Here is a 21,856-nt window from a genome sequence, read left to right on the forward strand (position 1 = left end):
ACAACAACACCAAAGAAAGACTGATTAATCTATCCACCATACTTCACCTCTTTTCATAAAAATCACTTTCTATTAATCCTTCTACCCACTCATTGGCTTTTTCTTCAGCTTTTGTATCTTTAGCCATAGTTTTGTAAGCAACTTCAAGCTCTTCATTAATCACAGGATTTACAAGCTGTTTAATAAATTTACTAATTTTTATACTCCATTATTACAAGTTTTTTCAGCGTTAAGCCACTGTATGACGCTGTTGGTAATTCTCTTTTAATTTTTGAAAATCCTCATCGGCATAGTATGAAGAACGGGTTAACGGACTTGCCGAAACCATCAAGAATCCTTTTGTTTTTGCTACTCGCTCTAGATATTTAAACTCTTCGGGAGTAACATATTTTGCGACCTCAGCATGATTTTTGGTAGGTTGCAGATACTGCCCAATAGTTAGAAAATCAACCTTTGCTTCTCTTAAATCATCCATAACCTGTATTACTTCACTTATTTCTTCTCCAAGCCCTACCATCATACCGGATTTTGTAAAAATTTCAGGAGATAATTTTTTGATATTGTGAAGTAAGCTTAAAGAATTATAATATCTAGCTCCAGGTCTAATCGTTTTGTATAAAGACGGTACTGTTTCGACATTATGGTTAAAGACATCAGGCTTTGAATTAGCTATTATTTCAGCTGCTCCTTCTTTTCTTAAAAAATCAGGAGTTAGAATCTCAATAGTAGTATTTGGCGATGATTTTCTAATTTCGCTAATACATTGTGCAAAATGCGTAGCTCCGCCATCATCAAGATCATCACGATCGACGGAAGTAATTACTACATGCTTAAGATTTAACTTTTGTACCGCTTCCGCTAACCTTTGCGGCTCATGCGGGTCAAGTAAATCCGGTCTACCGGTTTTGACATTACAAAACCTACAAGCTCTAGTACAAACCGAACCTAAAATCATCACGGTTGCATGTTTTTTTGACCAGCACTCACCGATATTAGGACAAGCAGCTTCCTCGCACACAGTATTTAATTTCAGATTCTTTATTAAATCTTTTGTATTATAATATTCCGCAGAATTAGGAGCTTTTACTTTTATCCAATTAGGTCGTTTATTTAAATTAGTCATAAAACGGAAATAATTTAATTAGTTTTGTTACTTCATTTAGCACTTTCTGTTCAGCTTTACTATTATCTTCATTATTTTTTAAGCCGTCTAAAATATCTGCTACCATATGACCGACTAATACAAAATCCTTTTCTTTAAATCCTCTAGTAGTGCATGCGGGAGTACCAAGGCGAATACCTGAAGTGATAAAAGGTGAAGTTTCATCAAACGGGGTAGCATTCTTATTACATGTAATCCCTGCTCTATCCAAAGAATTAGCAGCAAGCTTTCCGGTAATCCCGTCTTTACGCAAATCCACTAAAACAATATGATTATCTGTTCCGCCTGTTAATATATCATATCCTCTTTCTTGCAAGCTACTTGCTAAAGCTTTAGCGTTACTTATTACCTGCTTAATATAGCTTTTATATTCAGGCTGCAAATTTTCTAAAAAAGCTACGGCTTTTGCAGCGATTATATGCATTAACGGACCGCCTTGTAGTCCTGGAAATAATGCAGAATTTATCTTTTTGCCTATCTCTTCGTCGTTAGATAAAATTAAACCGCCTCGCGGTCCTCTAAGTGTTTTGTGAGTGGTAGAGGTAACAATATGAGCGTAAGAAATAGGGCTTTGATGCTCACCTGTGGCAACGAGCCCTGCAATATGAGCAATATCTGCCATAAAGTAAGCCTGGGCTTTATCCGCTATTTCTCTAAATCTTGCAAAATCAATATTACGAGGATAAGCAGAAAAACCGGCTATAAGTAATTTTGGTTTATGCAAATCCGCTAAGCGTTCAATCTCATCATAATCGATTAAATAAGTCTCTTTATTTACGCTATAAGAAACGGCGTTAAACCATTTACCGGACATATTCGGGGCTGCACCGTGCGTTAGATGCCCGCCGCTATCTAAGGACATGCCAAGAATTGTATCACCCGGCTGTAATAAAGCGAGATACACGGCTTGGTTTGCTTGTGAGCCTGAATGAGGTTGCACGTTTGCATATTTGCAGTTAAAGAGTTTTTTTACTCGCTTTATAGCTAAATTCTCAGCTTTATCTACTTCCTCACAACCGTTATAAAAACGTTTGCCGGAATATCCTTCGGCATATTTATTGGTAAGAATCGATCCTTGAGCTTCAAGCACTGCGGGACTTACGAAATTCTCTGATGCAATAAGCTCGATTACACTATTTTGACGTGCCTTTTCATGCTTTATTATTTCATTAATTTCTTTATCCGTTTCATGTAAATTATTATTAAAAATATTCATTCATCCTCATATGTTTTTGGTTTTGTAGGTATCTAATCGTCATTGCGAGCAGCCGTAGGCTGCGTGGCAATCTCGTCAAATATCCTGAGATTGCTTCGTCAAAACTTACAGTTTTTCCTCGCAATGACGGGAAACCAATTCATGCAACAACGCTATTTATAAAATTAATCGCAATCTCAAGCCCCCGTCCATCTATTGAGTGAGCGAGAGAAGTTAATTTATGCCCGCTATGCTCTATATGGAGCTTAGATAAATAGTTTGAAGCATTATACATCTCACTAACACCAACCACCTCATCTAATTCCCCATGAATTAAACATATAGGGGTAAGCTTATTATTAACTTTCATAGGTGGAATTAATGCACCCGAAAAACCTATAGTACAAAAAAACGGTTCTCGCTGAATCAGAGTTAAATATAAACCAATCATAGTACCTTGAGAAAAACCGATAATGATAGTATCTTTGTTGGTTAGATTTAGCTCTTCTTGCTTTTGCTTTATTATATCTTCAAGTTTAGAAATATTATTCGCAATTAGCTTTGCTATAATATGCGGACTGCGGTCTTGCAAGCTAAACCATTGTCTACCGTAAGGCATCATATCATAAGCCTCGATACCATGCGGGGAAATAAAATGACAATTGGGTAAATCATTTTTGATATAAGGCACAAGTCCTATTAAATCATGTCCATCTGAGCCGACACCGTGCAGTAATACTACTAGCTTCTTCGGCGGCTGCTCTTTACTTTCTACTTCTGGGTATTCTAAATATTTGTTCATGTTTTTTACAAAATTGTTATGTTTTATATGTCATTCCCGCGAAAGCGGGAATCCAGTCATTAAAAAATTTAAACACTCTAAATTTTAAAACTAAAAGCTCGATTTATCTCGCTTTACGCTGGATTCCCGCTTTCGCGGGAATAACATCAAAGAGTCTCAGTATGACATCTCAACTCTTCAACATCTTCTCAAGCTCGCCATTATTGTATAGCTCCGTTGCAATATCACAACCGCCGACTAATTCCCCTTTAATGTATAATTGTGGGAATGTTGGCCAATCGCTAAATTTTTTTAAATCTTCACGAAATTCCAGATTAACAAATACATTAATATCACGAAACTCTACACCTAATTTATTCAAAATAGCTACTACTTTAGCAGAAAAGCCGCACATTGGAGCTTCCTTAGTACCTTTCATGAACAGCACTACTTTATTATTTTTTATTTTATTTTCTATAAATTCAAAATTTTTATTTTCCATCATTCAAAACCTGATATAAATATTATTCTCTAAAATATACTCTTCATAATACATCATGCAAGCACAAATAGTTAATAAAATTTTTGAGATTTTTAGCAAGAATAATCCAAATCCGAAAACCGAATTAATATATAAGAATGATTTCACCTTATTAGTAGCGGTAATATTATCTGCTCAAGCCACTGATATATCGGTAAATTTAGCGACTGAATCTTTATTTGAAACTTATGATACACCGGAAAAAATTTTAGAACTCGGCGAAGACGGGCTTAAAAAATATATAAAATCTATCGGACTATTTAACAGCAAAGCAAAAAATATTATCGCATTATGTAAAATATTGATAAGCAATTATCAAGCTTCAGTACCAAACGATTTTAAGGAATTAGTTAAACTACCGGGCGTTGGCAGAAAAACTGCCAATGTTGTACTAAACTGCTTATTCGGTATGCCGACAATGGCAGTTGATACGCATGTTTTTAGAGTAGCCAAAAGGATTGGACTTGCTAAAGGTAATAGTCCTGAAATAGTAGAAAAAGAGCTACTGCAAATTATTAATGAGAAATGGTTAACTCATGCCCATCACTGGCTAATTCTGCACGGTAGATATATTTGCAAAGCTAGAAAACCCGATTGCGATATTTGCCCTATTAAAGAGTATTGTGAGTACTATATTAATACATTTTCAGGTTGACAATTTCTTGCTTACTTCATAATATCTAAGCTCAATTTGATAAAGGTAAATTTATGCGTTCAGCACTTATAACTTCTATATTAGTAGCTGTAGCTTTCTTAACAAGTGCTTGTAATACAATGCAAGGTGCAGATCAAGATATGCAGGCAGCTGGTAAAAAACTTGAGGACTCGGCAGAAAGAAATAAGCCTAAAAAAAGCTGCGGCTGTCCTTACAGTTCAACTAACTAAATTACTGTTTTTATAATAGGTCGTCTGCTATATCACAGACGACTTTTTACTTTCCTGCCTTACCGATTTCTACTTTTAGCTTCTCTATTTCCTCTGTAGTTAGCCCTGTAGAATCTGCTATTATATTTATATCTATATTTTTAAGTAACAAGTTTTTTGCTATTTCAATATTTCTTTTTTCTATACCTCTTTCTTCAGTCCTTTTAAAAGCACTCATTTCGATTCTAAGCCATTCTCTACGATTCTCATATTCTTCTCTTTCTGCATCACTTAAATTTATTACTTCAAGTATTGTTAATGCTTTTCTTAGCTCCTTATTATCTAGCTCTTTCGGTAAATTATCTTTATTTAATAAATCATTACGTGTTAAAAATGCTAGCCATATATCTAAAGCGTTTTTAACTTTTTTAACGACATCCGATAACTCTTCTTTAGGGTTCTTAGCAAATTTATTAAGCTCTATAGTATGTAACTCTATATCTTTAAAATATACTAAACCGTTTTTTATTTCCTTTAACTGAAAAGCGTTATGATATTCATTTGTATCTGTAATACAGGTAAAATTAAGTATATGTATTCCTATTGTTTTATTTAGCTCCGAGTAATCCGCTCCCTCTTTCAGTTGTTCCGTATACATTTTTGTCCAATAATACAAATCTCTTTTATCGTAATCCGCTTCATCCGTCACTTGTATTTCAATATTAAATATTTTACCGCTTTCACTCTTGGCTTTAATATCAAGGATAGACAGCTTATCTGTCCAAAAATTCTTCGGGTTATATGGATTAAGCAGCGTTACTTCTGCAACCTGATCTTCTTTGCTTACTTATTGAATTAATAAGCGAGATCAACAAATCCTTATTCTCTTCTACTCCAAAGATTTTTTAAAGGCTAAATCGACTCTTGGATTAACTTTATACATATTATACTACTAAATTTTATCTTTTCTCTTTATTTTACCATATTCTAAGGTAAATTCTACTATAAATTTATATTAGGCTTCTTCGGAAACTCGCTTATAGGGAGGAATTTGAAGGAGACACGGAACGCAGAACCGCAGCGTATATAGACATACGTGAGGATTCGAGTACCGGATCGACGTACAAATTACCCCTAGAAGTAGAGTTTCCGAAGAAGTCTATTAAGTTTTTTGCTTGTTCACCAATCTATATATCTCTTTTTTACTATAAACATCTTTGAATTTGTCATAAGCAAGTTCGGTAGTGGTTTTGCTACTTAAGTTTTTACTTAAGCAAAGTTCTATAAATTTTTCTAAATTTGTTTGTTGGTTTTGTTCTTGTATATTTCCTGAAATCAGTAATACTATCTCACCTTTTAAAATATTATTTTGATAGAACTCTATTATTTCATCTATATCCCCTGTTTTTATTTCCTGATACAGTTTAGTTAACTCACGAGCTACACATATTTCTCGGTTTCCTAGTATTTCCTTAGCTACCGATAAGGTGTTTATCAAACGAGGAGCGGTTTCAAAAAAAATCAATGTAGCCTTAAGATTTACTAGCTCAGAAAAAATCTTTTTCTTACTTTCTATAGTTTTAGGTAAAAACCCGTGAAATAAAAATCGATCAGTAGGAAGAGCTGATAAAGTTAGAGCAGTAACCGGTACAGATACCCCTGGTACTACGTCTATATGACAATTAAGAATACGCAAATCTCTAACTAACTTATAGCCGGGATCGGAAATTAAAGGAGTCCCTGCATCAGAAATTAAGCTTATTATATTGCCTGATTTTATTAAACTTATAATATTTTCTCTATCTTTCTCCTCACTATGATCATTATAAATTTGTAATTTTGTATGAATGTCATGTTTTGCTAGCAATTTTTGTGATATTCTAGTATCCTCGCATAAGATAATATCCGAATTTTTTAAAGTCGATATAGCACGAAGCGTTATATCTTCAAAATTACCGATTGGTGTTGAAACAATATATAATCCTGACTTCAAAATCATAATTTTTAAATTTTAAGTAATATTATGGCTAGTATAAAACATAAACTACGAATCGTTCTATCATTTTTTTGCTTGATATATTTAACGTCCTGTCAAACTCCTAAAGAAGAACCTATAAGTTTTCCAAAAAAAGAACAAAAAGAAATTGAGATTGCAATTTTAATGCCAAATCAGGGTCCTGATAGTATTGTCGGGAAACAATATAAAGATTTAATTAAAATGGGACTTAACGACGGGATTAAATCTTACATACATGTTACTTCTTACGACGGTTCAGACGAAAAAAACGTTTTAGCCGCTATGGATAAAATAGTAGCACGTAAAACTAAGATTATTTTAGGTCCTCTATATTCTAACTTTACCTCTCTAATAGCCGAAAAAGCAAAAGCTAATGATATTATTATTATAACTATGTCAAATAACCCGGCTCTTGCAGAAGATAAATTATTTGTATTCGGTCATGCACCTTTAAAACAACTGATACGCATCATCAATTATTACGCAAGTAACGACCATAAAGATTTTATGGCATTGTTACCTAAAGGGAAGCATTCCCAAACTATTAGCCAAGTAATGCAAAATATATTAATTCAGAAAAACGCAACATTATCACGCACCGAATTCTATGAGGATAATCCTGAATCTATAGCAAAAGCCGCAAGAAATATTTCAGACAATACCGATATTATAAATGAGCGTAGCGATACAACAAAACCGGTTATTTATCTATCAGATGATCCAAAAAATTTAAACCTACTTGCCGATAACATTCGTAAATATAATTTAGATAAAAAAGCTATTTTAATCGGTGATAATCGTATTGATATCGATTACCCTAAAAATATCGATATTAGCTTTACCGGTTCTTTAAATTTACTCAATAGCAACGTTCCAGATAGGGCAAAAGACTTAGGTATTAACCATATGGGCTTCATGCATCTTCTTTCTTATGATTTAGGACGTATGACTGCAAACTACATAGGCAATGAATTTGCATCTGAAAGGTTTTTAAATAGAATGAACAGTAGACAACCTTATATAGGTTTATCCGGTAATATTCATTTCATCGATGGAGTAGCACAGAGACGGTATGACATTATCAGGAAAGAGAATGGTGTATATTCTACTGTTTCAGGGAATTAAAAATTTATTGCGTGAATAGCAAATCGTCATTGCGAGGAGCGAAGCGACGCGGCAATCTCGTCAAATGTCCTGAGATTGCCACGCTCCCTACGGTCGCTCGCAATGACGACTCGGGTATCCGCAGGGGAGTTACCTCGAGTTAATTATTTATTTTTATCGTTATCACTACCATCATCTTTCATGCCGTCTTTAAAAGCTTTAAGACCTTTGGCTAAATCGGACATAACTTGAGGTAATTTACCGGCACCGAATAATACAAAAATAATTAATAAAACTATTAATAAATGGCTAAAGCTCATTCCCATGATATTTTTGCTGTATAAGTTAAAATTTTATTATATAAGATATTATAGCTCTAATCTAGGATAAAATAATTAAAGAAATGTTTACTAAAAAACAATTTTCAGAATTTTTTGCTACTTTTTTTTATATCGGGAAGATTAAATACTGTCCCGGCACTTTTGGCTCACTTGCTGCTTTCCCTCTAACTTACTTTTTAATATATTTTATTGTTAATAACAAAATAATCATTCCTTTCTCAAGTCTTACTCTCGGTGAAGCTCAACTTGTCAGTATATTTATTATAAGCTTTAGCCTATGTTTGATGCTCTTAATACTCGGCACTTATTTTACTAAAATATATTTAAATTATACAAATTCAGAAGACCCCAAAGAAGTGGTAATTGATGAAGTAGTAGGGCAAATGCTAACTATCGTTTTAGTATTTTTTTCTGCTTTATTTGCTAACGAATCGCATTTAATTAAATATTTTAGTCCGCTAACAATAAATATTATATTACTTTTCATATTACCTTTTTGTCTATTCCGATTTTTTGATATAGTAAAGCCCTGGCCTATTAATTGGTTTGACAAAAATATTAAGGGCAGTATCGGCGTTATGCTTGATGATTTGTTAGCCGCAATATTTGCTGCAGTAACTCAATACGCAATTATATTTGTGTTAATAGATAATGTGAGTAAGTGAAAAGGTAGTATACGAAGATCAACTTGAAAAAGAGCAAGGAATCTACAAGACGAGGAGCGGCAGCAGTTACTTAATACGTGAGCACCCTCGTCCTTGTAAGATGACGTAGCCAATTTTTCAAGTTCATCGAGTATAACATAATATTATCATTGACTAATCTTCAATATAATAATATGATACGACAAATATTTATAAATTTTTAAAGAGATAGTTTTCATGTTCGCAGTTATAAAAGCAGGTGGAAAACAATATAAAGTAGACAGAAATAGTATTATTAAAGTCGAAAAAATTGATGGAGAACTTGGCTCTAAAATTCAGTTTGATCAAATTTTAATGATTGGCGAATACTCAAAGCCTTCTTTTATTGGTACTCCAATAGTTAAAGGGGCTGTCGTTACGGCTGAAATTACTAACCAACTTAAAGATAATAAAATTATAGTCTTTAAGAAAAAGCGTAGAAAAAATTATCGTCGTAAAGCCGGTCATCGTCAAGAACTGACGGAATTAAAAATATTAGATATTACCAAACAATAATAATAACTTAAAAGGAATTATAAAATGGCAACCAAAAAAGCCGGTGGTAGTTCTAGGAACGGAAGAGACTCGGCCGGTCGAAGGCTGGGAGTTAAAAAAGCCGACGGACAATATGTAATACCCGGTAATATTATAGTCAGACAACGCGGCACAAAAATTCATCCTGGAACGAATGTAGGGCTTGGCAAAGATCATACAATATTCGCTTTGATAGAAGGTAGAGTAGAATTTTTAACTAAGCGAAATCATAAAATCGTTAATGTTAAAGAAATTGCAAGTGCTTAAGTATTGCGGTTTGATCTACTAAGTGTTACGTGGAACGAAAAATGCTTTTTATGGCATTGTTGTATGGATTGGAAAACCTATTCGATGTCATTCCCGCATAGGCGGGAATCCAGCATAAAGCGAGATAAATCGAGCTTTTAATTTTAAAAATTCGCTATATTTACACTTTTTTTCTGGATTCCTGCGATCAACGGAATGACATCGGTATCTATGCGTAGATGACATCGAGTGAGTTTTTCAAACCACGCAACAATATCAGTAATCTAGATAACAACAAGCAGAAAATTAATTATATAATATTATATTAGGCTTCCTATATAATCTATGGCCTTAATAATTCAAAAGTTTGGTGGTACTTCCGTTGCAAATATTGATAGAATAAAAAAAATCGTTCCTATCATAAAAGCCGAAATAGCTAAAAATAACCAAGTAATTGTAGTAGTTTCGGCTATGGCAGGTGTTACTAATCAACTTATCACATTGTGTAATGAAGTATCAAGCCTTAACAACATTTCTCAATTTGCAGAATATGATGTAGCACTTTCTAGCGGCGAAATAGTCACTGCTTCATTACTAGCACTCGCTCTTCAAGAAGAAGACATAAAGGCACAATCATTTCTAGCTTGGCAATTACCGATTCTCACCGATAATAATCATAGCAAAGCTTTAGTAGAATCAATTACTACAGATTTACTAGAAAAATATTTACAGTTAAATACCGTACCTATAATAGCCGGTTTTCAAGGAACTAACAAATCCAATAGGTTAACCACTTTGGGCAGAGGAGGATCCGATACTACTGCCGCCTTAATCGCTGCAGCTATGAAAGCCGAGAGATGTGATATTTATACCGATGTAGAGGGAATATTTACTGCTGATCCAAGAATTATTCCAAATGCCAAGAAGATAAAAGAAATAGATTTTTTAGAAATGTTAGAACTAGCATCAAGCGGAGCAAAAGTACTACACCCTAGAGCCGTAGAGCTAGTAATGCGGTATAAAATAGATATGCGTGTTCTTTCAACATTTTCACCGAATACAGAAGGTACGTTAATTACTTCAAAGGATAAAAATATGGAGAATGGAATTATTAACAGCATTACTTCTAATAAAAATTTATTAAAAATATCTGTAAAGAGCATTTCTTTAAGTTTTTTGCAAGTTGCAAATATAATTACACAAAATAATAATCATATTGAATTTATGCAAGAGATAAAAAATAATGAAGAATATAGTTTTATTATTACAAATTTAACCGATAAAAATAATTTACAGGTTTTACTTACTAATTTAAAAAATGATAAGCAGATACAAGATTTTACTTTTGATGCCGAAATTGCTACAATCTCTCTTATTGGTTATGGGATTAAAAATGATTGTAAAGTACTTGAAATGATATTATCAAAGTTAACGAAAGATAATATAAATGTTAACATGATACAATTATCAGAAGTTAAAATTACCTTATTAATAAATGATCAAGATGCAGAAAAAACAATTTTTAATTTATATAATCTTTTTAAAATATCTTAGATTCTACATCTGAAATTTAATTTATATCTTAAGTTATTTTATATTAAAATTATAAGATTTTGAAAAGGCATGGTTTCTATTTCAGAAAATTTTATAATTTGTGACAAAAAAAGTTAAAATAGATTAATTTAAATTTCATATATTAAGACCTAAATACTTAATTAAATAGCTTAAATTTATTATTTTCATTATAATTATCTTCTATTTACTATTTATTAGTTATATATTAATAAATAGTCTTAGAGACTATCTATAAAGACATTTAATAATAGCCTCTTAAAAATCATAAATTCTTATCATTTAAAAAAATTATTTTAACTCTCAATTTTTAGGAGTAAATTTTACAGGAAAAAATAATGAGCGAAGATATAAGGTCAAAAGAAAAAACTAAATTCCCTGATAGTAAGTATAGAGTACCTCTAGGAGCATCAAAAGAAGAATTAGAAAAAATTAGAAAGGAGTTTAAAGAAGATTTAGACAAAGCTAGAGAGCATTTAATAAAATTTGTAAAAGAGGTATTAACAGAAGACAATATAACCCCGTATAAGTTAAGTGAAAAAACAAATACCCATGAAACAGCGTGGAAAAATTTTCTAGATGGTCGTACAAAAATGCCTGATATGGGAGCAATTGTTGCTCTTGCTGATTACAAAAATGTTCCATTAGATAAAGTGATAGGTAGAGATATCAGTAAAGAACGAATAGTAGAAATAGCACAAACTGTAGAAATGCCAGCGTTCATGACTAAATTTCCTAAATCAGATCTTGAAGCTGTTCATATACTGCGAGATAAAATGAGCGAATTTAAGCATAAACCATCTCTAGGAGTAATTAATGAAACTCCGGCAGCTCAAAAAACTCAAGGAAACAAATCTTTTACTGAACAAGTTAAAAACTCTAATAAACCGAAAGGAAGGTCTATCTAAATAAAAATATGTTTTTCAATATTGATCCTAATATAAAACCTAAAACCTTACTTGATATTCTAAAATGGAAAATAACTTCAAAACGACCAAAATGGCCTACAACACTGCCGCTTACTTCCACTGATATTCCACCACAAAAAATAACTGATAATGAGACTATAAGGATATCCTATATAGGACATGTAACCTTTTTAATTCAAATAGACGGTTTGAATATCTTAACTGACCCGGTATGGTCGGAGCGGGTTAGTCCTTTTACTTTTGCAGGACCAAAGAGAGTAGTAAAGCCTGGTATTAATATTATCGATTTACCTAAAATAGATATTATAGTAATAAGTCATAATCATTATGATCACTTAGATATCAGAACAATTAAAGATTTATGGCTACGAGATAAGCCTAAGATTATTACACCGCTAACCAATGACGTAATAATCAAAAAACATATTCCTAATGCAGAAATTATTACCTTAGGATGGGGAGAATCATATAAAGAACAAGAAATACAGCTAAATTCAGAAAGCTTCAGACAAGATGAATTTAAGAGCAAGCCTGAGGAGCGTACAGAAGTACGTGAGCAAAGGCTTGGCTCGAAAAATTCGCTTGTATCAAGTTTTCTGAATGACGCTGTAGAATTTTATTTAGAACCGGCACAGCATTGGTCGGCTAGAGGAATATTTGATAAAAATAAAGCATTATGGGGAACTTTTATCATTAAAACTAAGATAGGAGATATTTGTTTTATAGGTGATTCGGGTTATAACGATACTCTTTTTAAAGAGATCGGGAAAAAACATAATATTTTAATAAGCCTTATTCCGATAGGGGCTTATGAACCAAGATGGTTTATGAAACCGGTACATATGAATCCTGAAGAAGCCGTATTTACTCATTTGGACTTAAATTCTAAATACTCTATAGCTAGTCATTTTGATGTCTTTCAATTAGCTGATGAAGCCTTTAATGCGGCTCCTTTGGAACTCCGACAAGCTATGAAAAAGCATAATATTGATGAAAATAAGTTTATTATCCCTGAAATAGGTAAATTTTTCCTATTTGATGAAGCGATTTAGAATCTATAAAACCATAATACCGAAATCGTCATTGCGAGGAGCGAAGCGACGCGGCAATCCAGAAAAAGATTAAAAAAATTCTGTAAATTAGAATTTTTTACTGGATTACTTCGTCGAATTACTACGTAATTCTTCTCGCAATGACGAAAAAACCGTTCCATGCAACGAAGCCTTAATTTTATCACTCTTCAGTATCCTTACTAAACAACATCGTCATAGAATAAGCAAGTATGGCAAATATACAAAGATATAAAATCGGGAATAGGTTAAAATCAAATGATTTTATTACCTTTGCACAAATATAATTAGCAGTACCGGACATTAACATTGAACCGATATTATGTCCTAAACTTATAACACGGTAACGTTCCTTAACTACAAAAGACTTAATAACTATACTATGAGCAAGAGCATTAAAAGGTGCAACTGATGCAGCTAACATTAAACTAGCTGCAATCCCTAAATTAGTCATTTGATATTTTACTGCTATCACAAAAAATACACTTGCTGTAATAGTACATATAAATGCGATTTTTAATACCGAATTAACTCCTAAACGGTCGGCAATAAAGCCGGCAATCGGCATGCAAACAGCAAAACATATTACTATTAAGACTGAAAAAGAACTCATAATAATACCGACTGAAGGTAATACGATCGGTAAATATTGTTTCATAAAGATGATCGCAATTTGATATGTTGCTCCAAAACCTCCGGCTAAAAATATTAACCGTGCAATATTTTTCCATTGCTTTTTAATTATAGAGCTAAGTTTTTCAATAGAATCTTGGCTATGGTGTGCTTTTTTAAACTCCGGTGTTTCATCAAATTTCCGGCGATAATAAAGAGTTATTAATGCAAGCGGTAAACTTAGTAAAAACGGAATACGCCAACCCCACTCCGGAAAAATATGAGAATTGAAGAAATTAGTTGCACCAATCCCGCATAATAACCCCATTACTCCTGTACATCTAGTTATTGCCGAGGCAGTAAATCGGTATTTTGCTCCTAAATGTTCAATAACATAAATCGCTGCACCGTCATATTCCCCTCCAATAAAAATACCTTGCATAAAGCGACATAACACTAAAATTATCGTACTCCAAACTCCTATCGAAGAATAATCAGGCAATAAACCTATTATTAAGGTAGGTATTACAATACCGATAATCGTAAAACTTAAGGCTTTTTTTCGACCGTATATATCCCCTATACGTCCAAAAATATAAGCCCCCACAGGTTTTGATAAATATGCTGCTGCATAAACGGCAAAAACATTTACAAGCTTTGTTAACGGATCAGTACCGGCTGAAAAGAATTTATCGGCGATAATTGCCGCTGAAAAACCATATAAACTATAGTCGTAATATTCAATGATAGTGCCTAAAAAAGCACCGAGAACTTTATTGCTTGATTTTGTTTGTTTCATTTTTTTAGGATGTGTATTTTTTGAAAGCAGTTCTATTATGTCATTCCCGCGTAGGTGGGAATCCATTAATAAGAAGCATAAATACAGCAAGTTTTTAAAACTAAAAGCTCAATTTATCCGCTTTACCCTGGATTCCCACCTACGCGGGAATGACATAGGTATACATGACCGCTTTGGCCGTTACTTAAAATCCTTCAAAGACCTTTATGTAAAGGTGGACTTCATATATCTAAACTGAATTAGTATTAGACAGGGACGATGTCCTAAAAGTTAGTGGTAGTCCTAGGTTAATATTAAGCTCACGAACCAAGCAGCCAAGAGCTAATATATCACTTTCCCATTTTACGTGCAAGGTTTTCTAGGTAACCTGCTATAGTAGTTAAGGTTTCTGCGAATTTTTCTTCATCAGGATGATTTTTTTGAAAGCCGTTTTTATTAAGTTTTTCTGTTAGACTAGCTATTTCAGCTTGAGCATTAAGAGATGCCATAACTAATAATAGCTCAAAAGAGGCTGTGGGACTACCAAGTTTAATTTCCGCTATTTTATCATTCAATTTATTCGCTAAAGATAGTAATTCTTCCTCATCTCCATTATTACAATATAATTGAAAGCTCTTGTTATTTAATGTTACCGTAACAATTGACATAATTATTTTTGCTGTTTTTTTATTTCTTCAAGTTCATTAATATAAATGTTAATTTGATCTAGCATTTTTATATAATTATCTTTTAATTCTTTATTTTCGTTTTGTAATTTTTTAACTTCATTTTGATTATTCGTTTGTACCTGCAATAACTCGTCAAGTTTATGCTCAACTTCTTCCATTAATCTCTTTAATATTTCACTATCCATTTTTGCCCAAGCATTAATTAGTTGCGTTAATTATGAATGAATGACTTACAATAATAATCGATAACATTATAATAGATATAAAGTACTAATTGTTTTTTACGTTTATAATTTATCAATGCCGTAGCTCTTTTATTACTTAATAATTTTTCGGTTTCGTTCTGTTTAGTAGCTTCTATCTGCTCTGCATTTCGATCTTTTACGTTAAGATAATCTAAGTATAATTTTAAGTAACCTTTTACGTATACTTCTTCCGGTAAAACATCAAAATCACCCTCTTCTAAAGCTACTAAATATTTTTTTCTAATTTTTAAATCACTAGATACCTGATTTAAAGTTTTACCCGAATCTAACCTAATTTGCTTAAGCATTGACGACATAATTTACTCAAGTTTTTGTAAGAATATTTCAAATTTCTTATTTGCTAAAATAATTATATTTAAGTCTATAGTTTCTTGAGATTTAATTTCTTTAATAAAATCAAGAAAATTTCTAACTAAGTTATTATTATCAATCCATAAATCTAAATCAATAGTTGTTTTAGATTTATTAATTATTTTTATTAATAATCTACGTTGTTTGTCATATAAATCATCTTTTAGCGATTGAATACCGAGGCGACGCCAAAATGAATCGTTCAATTGCTTATCACAAGCTTTACGTAACCAATCAAGACTAAACATATCGCTTATAGCAAAATAAGCTTTTGCTATCTCTTTATTATTTCCTGAAGTCTGTTTTGTTACATATATAATGTCAAATACTGAAATTAAATTGTCAAATGTAGCGATAGTAGCAGCAAATGATTCCTCTACCCCGCTAGTTGTATAATAATTTAATTTTTCTTCAAATCTTATTTTAGTTTCCCCGACTAATAAAGTACCTACCGTTTTTCTTAAGTTTTGTGCAGGAACTCTAAACTCTTCTATAGTTTCACTAATATTAATAGGATGTTTTAAATTTTTAATAAACCACGAAATACCCCGACGCATTAATTTCGTTATTTCGGTAAACATATCAATTTTTACATTGTAATCAATATTAGTAGGTAGCTTACTTATAGTTTCCCATATATCATCAAGATCAAAAATTTCACAAATAATGGTATATGACCTTATTATATCACAAAGAGGAGCCCCAATCTCACGCTTTACAATACTAATAAGCGGCCCTCCAAGTTGATTAATTATTTTATTTATGGTAACGGTTTTAATAATCTCATGTTTAAGAGGATGAGATAAAATTTCATTATGAAACTTTTTTTGCATCATTTCAGGAAAATAATCTATAAGATATGCATCAAAATATTTTTCATGAGAAAAAGTAGAATTAAGTAACTCGTGGTAAGCTGATCTTTTACTATATGATAGCAACACGCAAAGCTCAGGACGAGTTAGTACTTCACCGCTGATAGCTCTTCTATTCAATTCTTCCGCACTAGGCAAGAATTCATTTTCCCGTTCTAATACTTTTTCTTCTTCTAAAATATCTATAAATTGACTAAGTATATTAACGGTTAAAGTAGGAGATAGTTGCATAATTGTTATTGCTTCGGTTTGCTTATAATTATCAAGCAATACTAACTCTTCAACTTGCTTTGTCATATCATTTAGGAGTTTATTACGTTCTTCTAAAGTAATTTTTCCTGAGGTTACCGCACTACTTAAAGCAATCTTGATATTTACCTCATGATCGGAACAATCAACACCTGCTGAATTATCAATAAAGTCGGCATTTATGCGTCCGCCTTTTTTAGCATATTCAACTCTACCTCTCTGTGATACCCCGACATTACCGCCTTCTGCTATAACTTTTGCTCTAATTTCTTCACCGTTACATCTAAGGTTATCATTTGTTTTATCACCGATTTCTAAATTATTTTCCGTTTTAGCTTTGATATAAGTGCCTATTCCGCCATTCCACAATAAATCAACATCTGCTTTTAAAATAGCTTTAATTAATTCTTCCGGTGATAATTCATTATCATTTATATCAAGTAATTTTTTAATTTCCGGTGATAATTTTATTAATTTACTACTACGTTCAAATACTTTGCCTCCTTTAGAAATAAGCTTAGAATCATAATCGGACCAATTAGAACCCTTTAAATTAAATAAACGCAAACGCTCATTAAAACTTGATACAGGATCAGGGGTAGGATCAATAAATATATGTTTATGATTAAAGGCAGCAACTAACTTAATAGCCTCTGATCTTAGCATACCGTTACCGAACACGTCTCCCGACATATCTCCTATACCTACGACGGTAATAGGATCTATTTGGACATCTAACCCTAAAGTTTTAAAGTGATTAGTTACGGAAATCCAAGCTCCTTTAGAGGTAATAGCCATTTTTTTATGATCGTAACCTGCAGAGCCACCAGAAGCAAAAGCATCATCAAGCCAGTAATTATATTCTCTTGCCACACTATTAGCGTAATCCGAAAATGAAGCTGTACCTTTATCGGCAGCAACCACTAAATAAGGATCTTCTTTATCATAAATAATAACGTCTTTCGGATGTACTACTTTACCGTCAACGATATTATCGGTTATGTCTAATAAACCTCTCAGGAAATTCTTATAGCATTCTACCACTTTTTCCATATATTCATCACGAGTAAGCCCTTCCTCAGTAAAATGAACATAAAAGCCGCCTTTAGAGCCGACAGGGACAATAACGGAATTCTTCGTCATCTGGGCTTTCATAAGTCCAAGGACCTCAAGCCTATAATCTTCTGCTCTATCCGACCATCTAAGTCCTCCGCGTGATACGGGACCGCCTCTTAAATGAACAGCTTCAAAATCCTTAGAGTAAACAAATGCTTCGGCAAACGGAACAGGTTTAGGTAAACCCGGTACTTTTGAAGAATCAAACTTAAATGAAAAAACATGTTTATGCGGTTGATAGTAATTTGTTCTAGTAATAGCATTAATTATACCAAGCATACTACGTAGTACTTTATCTTCACTACTCATCTCAACGGTTACTAAGTAATTATTCAGTTTATCTTGAATTACATCACAATTATTATCAGGAGGTTTAGGATTAAATTTTATATCAAACAGATTTACCAACATTTTTGTATATTCGGGATGTTTAAGTAGTGTTAGTTGCACATAACCTTTACCGTAACTAAATCCCGTTTGATGTAAATATCTTGTTAAAGCTTTGACGAGTTTAACTTGCTTCCAATTAAAACCAGCCAGCACTATCAATTTACTTAAAGAATCATTAGCAAGCATCCCAAGTGCCATTTGATCTAAAGCTTCTTCAACATTTATTTTTAATTCGGTAATATTACCCTTTACCGGTATGATAGAAGTTAAGATAAAATTATATATCCAGCTTTCTTTAATTTCCAGAGCCTCCTTAATTGCAAAAGTTTGTTCATCAATTGCTTTAAAACCTAAATTTTCGATTGGCGGCAATATGTTAGAAAGGGCAAGTTTTACTTTTGGACTATATATTTTTAAGTAAAATTCCGTTTCATTTACAGAAACTAGATTAAACATACATTCTTGTGACTTGCTTGCTTCCGTTAAATATTCAATATCTACTAAAGCTATTTCCGGAGAAAATTTTTGTCTATAATCTGCTGGAAAAACATTATCAAAAAGCTTTAAATTAATACCTGCTTGATATTCACCGAATTTTTTAGAAAGCTTAAAATAAAAATCTTCACTCCAACGTGTAGAGATACGATCTAAATCTTGCTGTATTATTTCTGCTTCAAAATTTATTTTATGTTCCCCTTGTGCTTCAAGCGTTACAAAAAGATAAGAAAAATTACCGGCTACTTCGGTTATATAGTTGGATAAAATTTTACTACCGAATTTTTCCGCTAAATAACAATCTATCATATTATGTATTTCAGACGTTAAACGTTCTCGTGGCAGAAAAATTATGATATTAAGAAAAGAACTCGACCAATCATATTGAATAAATAATTTAAGCTTCTTACTCATCATACTTGAGAGCATATGTAAACACATACAATATAAATCGCCTTGATCAATTTGTATTAAAGCTTCTCTCGGTAACGACTCCATTAAAATTCTTAACTTATCAGCATTATAACCTGATAATGCAAAACCGGCTTTCTCAATTACAAAATTAAATTTTTGTCGTAGGATTGGAATATCACTTATTGAATGGTAATACATATTTGAATTATATATGCCGAAAATTATACTTCCCGAAATATATTCACCCGAAGAGTTAAATTTTTTCACTAAGATATAGTCGATTAAATTATCTGAATGGATAAGCGACGCACTATTTATTTTACCGAGTATTATTAATTGATTTTGATATAAAGGATTAGCAGAACATTTTATAATATCATCAATCTCGTCTTTTACTTCTTGCCATATTTTTGCTGCTCCTATTTCATTGCTTAATTTTAAAGATTTTACCTCAAAATCAAGAGTCCCTAATAAAACCAAATTATCGTTTTGTAACCAATTTAAGAATTCTTTAGCCTCTTCAAACTTTAATTTATCATTATCAATTATATTTTTAGATAAACCTTGTAATTTTGTGAGTAATTGCGGTAAATGGCTATAGCTTTGCTCTAACTCTTCTAATCTTTCATTTATAGCTTCAGTTAAAAATATAGTAGTTTTATCGTCAAAATTTCCTAAAATGGTTAAATGTAGTATCGATTCTGATTTTTTATCCGAGACAGAATTTTCTAATATTTTTTCTAATTCTCCTTTACTATTTCGGACGCAGTTTATTACCGGATGGAGTAAAAACTTAGTTTGCAAATTCATGTTTTTAAGCAGACATATAATAAAATCAACAATATGCGGTTTATTATCAAGTAATATCAAGACATTTATTGCCGGATCATTTTCTATAACCGTCTTTGTTATTGCTATTTTTCTTACTCTTTCTACCCTTTGCTTAAAAAACTTAAAGGCTTCATCTGCAAAATTTTGAAATAATTTTTCTCTATTCTCAAAATCATAATCTATCGGAATATAATTTAAAAACTTTTGAACAAAATCTATATATATGGAACTTGACTCACGTTCCTTGCTAAGTTCTAGAATTTTAGTTTTATAATTCGGAATTTGACAATTTAAACGGCTAAAGTTTAAAGAAGTTGTTTTTGATGCCATGATTTTCTCTAGAATAATAATAAAGTTATTATATTATATAAAATAACTTAAGCAAGAGGCATAGAAAATAAGTGGAAACTATATTTGCACAAAGCTCTGCATTCGGTAAAGCAGGGGTAGCGGTTTTTAGGATTTCTGGTCCTAAAAGTCTGGAAGTTTTGCAGCTGCTTACCGGTAAAAAAGACTTTAAGCCGAGATTAATGTATTATCAACAAATTATTGCCCCTGAAACCAAGGAGCTAATTGATAATGCTATGGTTGTTTATTTTAAGCTACCTAATAGTTTTACCGGCGAGGATGTAGTCGAGATTCATACGCACGGCAGTAAAGCTATCTCTATAATGCTTATTAATGCATTGTTAAATATAGCTGATATTCGTTTGGCAGAAGCAGGAGAATTTACCAAAAGAGCTTTTTTAAATAATAAATTCGATTTAACAGCCGCAGAGGGAATAGCCGATCTAATTAATGCCGAAACCATTATGCAGCATAGGCAAGCAATTAGACAAGCAAGTGGCAGACTTGAAGAATTATATAATAACTGGCGTAGTCAGCTTTTAAAAATTATCTCTCTGCTTGAAGCTTATATAGATTTCCCTGATGAAGATATACCGGATAGCGTTCTTAATGACGTTAACAACACTCATAAAAACCTTGTAAACGAAATATCTAATTATCTTAATGATAATAGACGAGGAGAATTACTAAATAGCGGTCTTAAGCTTGCAATTATCGGTCCGCCGAATGCAGGTAAGTCTAGCTTATTAAATTTTTTAATGCAGAGAGATATAGCAATTGTCTCAAATATTGCAGGAACTACTAGAGATATAATTGAAGGTCATTTAGACATTGGCGGCTATCCTATTATTTTACAGGATACGGCAGGTATAAGAGAAGAAAGTAGTGACATTATAGAACAAGAAGGTATAAAAAGAGCTATTAATTCGGCTAAAACAGCGGATATTAAAATTATTATGTTTGATGCCGAAAAATTAGATTCCTCTATAAATGAAGATATTACAGGTTTAATTGATGAAAATACTATCGTAATAATTAATAAAATCGATTTAATTGAACCTAATAAAATATTTGATATAGAGGATAAATATAAATGCTTAAGAGTTTCGGTAAAAAATAATATTGCTCTTTCAAGTATATTAAAAAATATCGAAAATATTGCTGAAAATATGGCGGGCTTTACCGAAACGCCTTACATAACAAATCAACGTCATCGTCATTATTTAAAACAAGCTCTCTCACATTTAACGGCTTTTAGCTTAGATAATGATTTAGTTCTAGCAACTGAAGATATTAGAATGACGGCACGTTGCATCGGTGCTATTACGGGCATTATTAACGTAGAAGAAATACTAGGCGAGATCTTTAAAAATTTCTGCATAGGTAAGTAATGTCTATTTCATTCC

The 21,856-nt window shown here is 32.2% G+C and carries 24 protein-coding genes, 1 other RNA gene and 1 pseudogene; 11 read left to right on the top strand and 15 right to left on the bottom strand.

Annotated features, from left to right (window positions below; all coding sequences use genetic code 11):
- Positions 1 to 229 precede the first annotated feature (229 nt).
- The 5 genes from lipA to grxD all read right to left on the bottom strand — a co-directional run bounded on the left by lipA (position 230) and on the right by grxD (position 3,643).
- Complete coding sequence (gene lipA / locus BN1174_RS02785) at positions 230 to 1,123, bottom strand: lipoyl synthase (RefSeq protein WP_040256316.1); 894 nt, start codon at positions 1,121 to 1,123, stop codon at positions 230 to 232.
- Positions 1,116 to 2,378, bottom strand: coding sequence for a serine hydroxymethyltransferase (glyA, locus tag BN1174_RS02790; protein WP_040256318.1), 1,263 nt, complete (start codon positions 2,376 to 2,378; stop codon positions 1,116 to 1,118). Before glyA ends, lipA begins: the two co-directional genes overlap by 8 nt.
- Positions 2,365 to 2,502 (bottom strand): hypothetical protein, encoded by a 138-nt coding sequence (locus BN1174_RS09775; RefSeq protein WP_156138454.1) that lies wholly within the window; start codon positions 2,500 to 2,502, stop codon positions 2,365 to 2,367. Before BN1174_RS09775 ends, glyA begins: the two co-directional genes overlap by 14 nt.
- A gap of 15 nt (positions 2,503 to 2,517) precedes the next feature.
- Positions 2,518 to 3,159, bottom strand: a complete 642-nt coding sequence (locus BN1174_RS02795; protein WP_040256320.1) for an alpha/beta hydrolase family protein — start codon at positions 3,157 to 3,159, stop codon at positions 2,518 to 2,520.
- Positions 3,160 to 3,328: 169 nt separating this feature from the next.
- A complete protein-coding gene (grxD, locus tag BN1174_RS02800) occupies positions 3,329 to 3,643 on the bottom strand; it encodes a Grx4 family monothiol glutaredoxin (RefSeq protein ID WP_040256322.1) in 315 nt (104 codons plus the stop codon).
- 52 nt (positions 3,644 to 3,695) lie between these two features.
- Between grxD and nth the strand changes: the two genes are divergently transcribed.
- Both nth and BN1174_RS02810 read left to right on the top strand, forming a co-directional pair.
- Positions 3,696 to 4,334 (top strand): endonuclease III, encoded by a 639-nt coding sequence (gene nth / locus BN1174_RS02805; RefSeq protein WP_040256324.1) that lies wholly within the window; start codon positions 3,696 to 3,698, stop codon positions 4,332 to 4,334.
- Positions 4,335 to 4,387: 53 nt separating this feature from the next.
- Positions 4,388 to 4,564, top strand: coding sequence for an entericidin A/B family lipoprotein (locus BN1174_RS02810; RefSeq protein ID WP_040256326.1), 177 nt, complete (start codon positions 4,388 to 4,390; stop codon positions 4,562 to 4,564).
- A 46-nt stretch (positions 4,565 to 4,610) separates the two neighbouring features.
- Here the strand turns inward: BN1174_RS02810 and BN1174_RS02815 are convergent, their stop codons facing one another.
- A complete protein-coding gene (locus BN1174_RS02815; protein ID WP_082022270.1) occupies positions 4,611 to 5,357 on the bottom strand; it encodes an Rpn family recombination-promoting nuclease/putative transposase in 747 nt (248 codons plus the stop codon).
- Positions 5,358 to 5,551: 194 nt separating this feature from the next.
- Between BN1174_RS02815 and BN1174_RS08555 the strand changes: the two genes are divergently transcribed.
- A complete protein-coding gene (locus tag BN1174_RS08555; protein WP_082022353.1) occupies positions 5,552 to 5,764 on the top strand; it encodes a palindromic element RPE1 domain-containing protein in 213 nt (70 codons plus the stop codon).
- On the opposite strand, the gene rsmI is transcribed toward BN1174_RS08555, so the two are convergent.
- Positions 5,706 to 6,542: a 16S rRNA (cytidine(1402)-2'-O)-methyltransferase gene (rsmI, locus tag BN1174_RS02820; protein WP_040256329.1), complete on the bottom strand. Its 837-nt coding sequence runs from the start codon at positions 6,540 to 6,542 to the stop codon at positions 5,706 to 5,708. The two genes, BN1174_RS08555 and rsmI, sit on opposite strands and share 59 nt — an antisense overlap.
- Positions 6,543 to 6,566: 24 nt before the next feature.
- Here rsmI and BN1174_RS02825 point away from each other — a divergent pair, with 24 nt between their 5' ends.
- Positions 6,567 to 7,685 (top strand): penicillin-binding protein activator, encoded by a 1,119-nt coding sequence (locus BN1174_RS02825; protein ID WP_040256330.1) that lies wholly within the window; start codon positions 6,567 to 6,569, stop codon positions 7,683 to 7,685.
- A gap of 143 nt (positions 7,686 to 7,828) precedes the next feature.
- Here the strand turns inward: BN1174_RS02825 and tatA are convergent, their stop codons facing one another.
- Positions 7,829 to 7,990 (bottom strand): twin-arginine translocase TatA, encoded by a 162-nt coding sequence (tatA, locus tag BN1174_RS02830; RefSeq protein ID WP_004997483.1) that lies wholly within the window; start codon positions 7,988 to 7,990, stop codon positions 7,829 to 7,831.
- Positions 7,991 to 8,067: 77 nt separating this feature from the next.
- Here tatA and BN1174_RS02835 point away from each other — a divergent pair, with 77 nt between their 5' ends.
- The 6 genes from BN1174_RS02835 to BN1174_RS02860 all read left to right on the top strand — a co-directional run bounded on the left by BN1174_RS02835 (position 8,068) and on the right by BN1174_RS02860 (position 13,021).
- The gene (locus tag BN1174_RS02835; RefSeq protein ID WP_040256341.1) at positions 8,068 to 8,670 is read left to right on the top strand and encodes a phosphatidylglycerophosphatase A family protein; all 603 of its coding nucleotides are present in this window, start codon (positions 8,068 to 8,070) and stop codon (positions 8,668 to 8,670) included.
- 216 nt (positions 8,671 to 8,886) lie between these two features.
- Entirely contained in the window at positions 8,887 to 9,204 is a 318-nt protein-coding gene (gene rplU / locus BN1174_RS02840) for a 50S ribosomal protein L21 (RefSeq protein ID WP_004997480.1), read from the top strand.
- Positions 9,205 to 9,228: 24 nt separating this feature from the next.
- Positions 9,229 to 9,489, top strand: a complete 261-nt coding sequence (gene rpmA, locus BN1174_RS02845; RefSeq protein WP_011271503.1) for a 50S ribosomal protein L27 — start codon at positions 9,229 to 9,231, stop codon at positions 9,487 to 9,489.
- 324 nt (positions 9,490 to 9,813) lie between these two features.
- Positions 9,814 to 11,022, top strand: a complete 1,209-nt coding sequence (locus BN1174_RS02850; protein ID WP_040256347.1) for an aspartate kinase — start codon at positions 9,814 to 9,816, stop codon at positions 11,020 to 11,022.
- A gap of 356 nt (positions 11,023 to 11,378) precedes the next feature.
- Positions 11,379 to 11,948, top strand: a complete 570-nt coding sequence (locus BN1174_RS02855; protein ID WP_040256349.1) for a hypothetical protein — start codon at positions 11,379 to 11,381, stop codon at positions 11,946 to 11,948.
- An 8-nt stretch (positions 11,949 to 11,956) separates the two neighbouring features.
- Positions 11,957 to 13,021 carry an MBL fold metallo-hydrolase gene (locus tag BN1174_RS02860; protein ID WP_052454727.1) on the top strand — a complete coding sequence of 355 codons (1,065 nt, stop codon included), beginning with the start codon at positions 11,957 to 11,959 and terminating at the stop codon, positions 13,019 to 13,021.
- On the opposite strand, the gene BN1174_RS09780 is transcribed toward BN1174_RS02860, so the two are convergent.
- From BN1174_RS09780 to BN1174_RS02885, 7 genes and pseudogenes are all read right to left on the bottom strand, one after another.
- Positions 13,018 to 13,182 carry a hypothetical protein gene (locus BN1174_RS09780; RefSeq protein WP_156138456.1) on the bottom strand — a complete coding sequence of 55 codons (165 nt, stop codon included), beginning with the start codon at positions 13,180 to 13,182 and terminating at the stop codon, positions 13,018 to 13,020. The two genes, BN1174_RS02860 and BN1174_RS09780, sit on opposite strands and share 4 nt — an antisense overlap.
- Before the next feature lie 20 nt (positions 13,183 to 13,202).
- Complete coding sequence (locus BN1174_RS02865) at positions 13,203 to 14,450, bottom strand: MFS transporter (protein WP_040257944.1); 1,248 nt, start codon at positions 14,448 to 14,450, stop codon at positions 13,203 to 13,205.
- Positions 14,451 to 14,611: 161 nt separating this feature from the next.
- Positions 14,612 to 14,770, bottom strand: a non-coding RNA gene (gene ssrS, locus BN1174_RS08560) — 6S RNA.
- Between the two features lie 9 nt (positions 14,771 to 14,779).
- Entirely contained in the window at positions 14,780 to 15,097 is a 318-nt protein-coding gene (locus tag BN1174_RS02870; RefSeq protein ID WP_040256352.1) for a cell division protein ZapA, read from the bottom strand.
- A 2-nt stretch (positions 15,098 to 15,099) separates the two neighbouring features.
- Positions 15,100 to 15,303 carry an RP576a family tick cell line-upregulated protein gene (locus BN1174_RS02875; protein ID WP_040256353.1) on the bottom strand — a complete coding sequence of 68 codons (204 nt, stop codon included), beginning with the start codon at positions 15,301 to 15,303 and terminating at the stop codon, positions 15,100 to 15,102.
- A 13-nt stretch (positions 15,304 to 15,316) separates the two neighbouring features.
- Positions 15,317 to 15,680 (bottom strand): annotated as a pseudogene (locus BN1174_RS02880) (helix-turn-helix domain-containing protein).
- Positions 15,681 to 15,683: 3 nt separating this feature from the next.
- Positions 15,684 to 20,432, bottom strand: coding sequence for an NAD-glutamate dehydrogenase (locus BN1174_RS02885; RefSeq protein ID WP_040256355.1), 4,749 nt, complete (start codon positions 20,430 to 20,432; stop codon positions 15,684 to 15,686).
- 71 nt (positions 20,433 to 20,503) lie between these two features.
- On the opposite strand from BN1174_RS02885, the gene mnmE reads away from it, so the two are divergent.
- Positions 20,504 to 21,841, top strand: coding sequence for a tRNA uridine-5-carboxymethylaminomethyl(34) synthesis GTPase MnmE (mnmE, locus tag BN1174_RS02890; protein ID WP_040256357.1), 1,338 nt, complete (start codon positions 20,504 to 20,506; stop codon positions 21,839 to 21,841).
- Positions 21,842 to 21,856 lie beyond the last annotated feature (15 nt).

This window comes from Rickettsia hoogstraalii (genome assembly GCF_000825685.1).
Lineage (GTDB): Bacteria > Pseudomonadota > Alphaproteobacteria > Rickettsiales > Rickettsiaceae > Rickettsia > Rickettsia hoogstraalii.

Coding starts and splice junctions, on each gene's coding strand:
- BN1174_RS02795 (WP_040256320.1), bottom strand. CDS start 3,159: ATGAACAAATATTTAGAATACCCAGAAGTAGAAAGTAAAGAGCAGCCG.
- BN1174_RS02835 (WP_040256341.1), top strand. CDS start 8,068: ATGTTTACTAAAAAACAATTTTCAGAATTTTTTGCTACTTTTTTTTAT.
- grxD (WP_040256322.1), bottom strand. CDS start 3,643: ATGATGGAAAATAAAAATTTTGAATTTATAGAAAATAAAATAAAAAAT.
- nth (WP_040256324.1), top strand. CDS start 3,696: ATGCAAGCACAAATAGTTAATAAAATTTTTGAGATTTTTAGCAAGAAT.
- BN1174_RS02865 (WP_040257944.1), bottom strand. CDS start 14,450: ATGAAACAAACAAAATCAAGCAATAAAGTTCTCGGTGCTTTTTTAGGC.
- glyA (WP_040256318.1), bottom strand. CDS start 2,378: ATGAATATTTTTAATAATAATTTACATGAAACGGATAAAGAAATTAAT.
- BN1174_RS02885 (WP_040256355.1), bottom strand. CDS start 20,432: ATGGCATCAAAAACAACTTCTTTAAACTTTAGCCGTTTAAATTGTCAA.
- BN1174_RS02825 (WP_040256330.1), top strand. CDS start 6,567: ATGGCTAGTATAAAACATAAACTACGAATCGTTCTATCATTTTTTTGC.
- BN1174_RS02875 (WP_040256353.1), bottom strand. CDS start 15,303: ATGGATAGTGAAATATTAAAGAGATTAATGGAAGAAGTTGAGCATAAA.
- rsmI (WP_040256329.1), bottom strand. CDS start 6,542: ATGATTTTGAAGTCAGGATTATATATTGTTTCAACACCAATCGGTAAT.
- tatA (WP_004997483.1), bottom strand. CDS start 7,990: ATGGGAATGAGCTTTAGCCATTTATTAATAGTTTTATTAATTATTTTT.
- BN1174_RS02810 (WP_040256326.1), top strand. CDS start 4,388: ATGCGTTCAGCACTTATAACTTCTATATTAGTAGCTGTAGCTTTCTTA.
- rplU (WP_004997480.1), top strand. CDS start 8,887: ATGTTCGCAGTTATAAAAGCAGGTGGAAAACAATATAAAGTAGACAGA.
- lipA (WP_040256316.1), bottom strand. CDS start 1,123: ATGACTAATTTAAATAAACGACCTAATTGGATAAAAGTAAAAGCTCCT.
- BN1174_RS02855 (WP_040256349.1), top strand. CDS start 11,379: ATGAGCGAAGATATAAGGTCAAAAGAAAAAACTAAATTCCCTGATAGT.
- rpmA (WP_011271503.1), top strand. CDS start 9,229: ATGGCAACCAAAAAAGCCGGTGGTAGTTCTAGGAACGGAAGAGACTCG.
- BN1174_RS02850 (WP_040256347.1), top strand. CDS start 9,814: ATGGCCTTAATAATTCAAAAGTTTGGTGGTACTTCCGTTGCAAATATT.
- BN1174_RS02870 (WP_040256352.1), bottom strand. CDS start 15,097: ATGTCAATTGTTACGGTAACATTAAATAACAAGAGCTTTCAATTATAT.
- BN1174_RS09780 (WP_156138456.1), bottom strand. CDS start 13,182: ATGGAACGGTTTTTTCGTCATTGCGAGAAGAATTACGTAGTAATTCGA.
- BN1174_RS02860 (WP_052454727.1), top strand. CDS start 11,957: ATGTTTTTCAATATTGATCCTAATATAAAACCTAAAACCTTACTTGAT.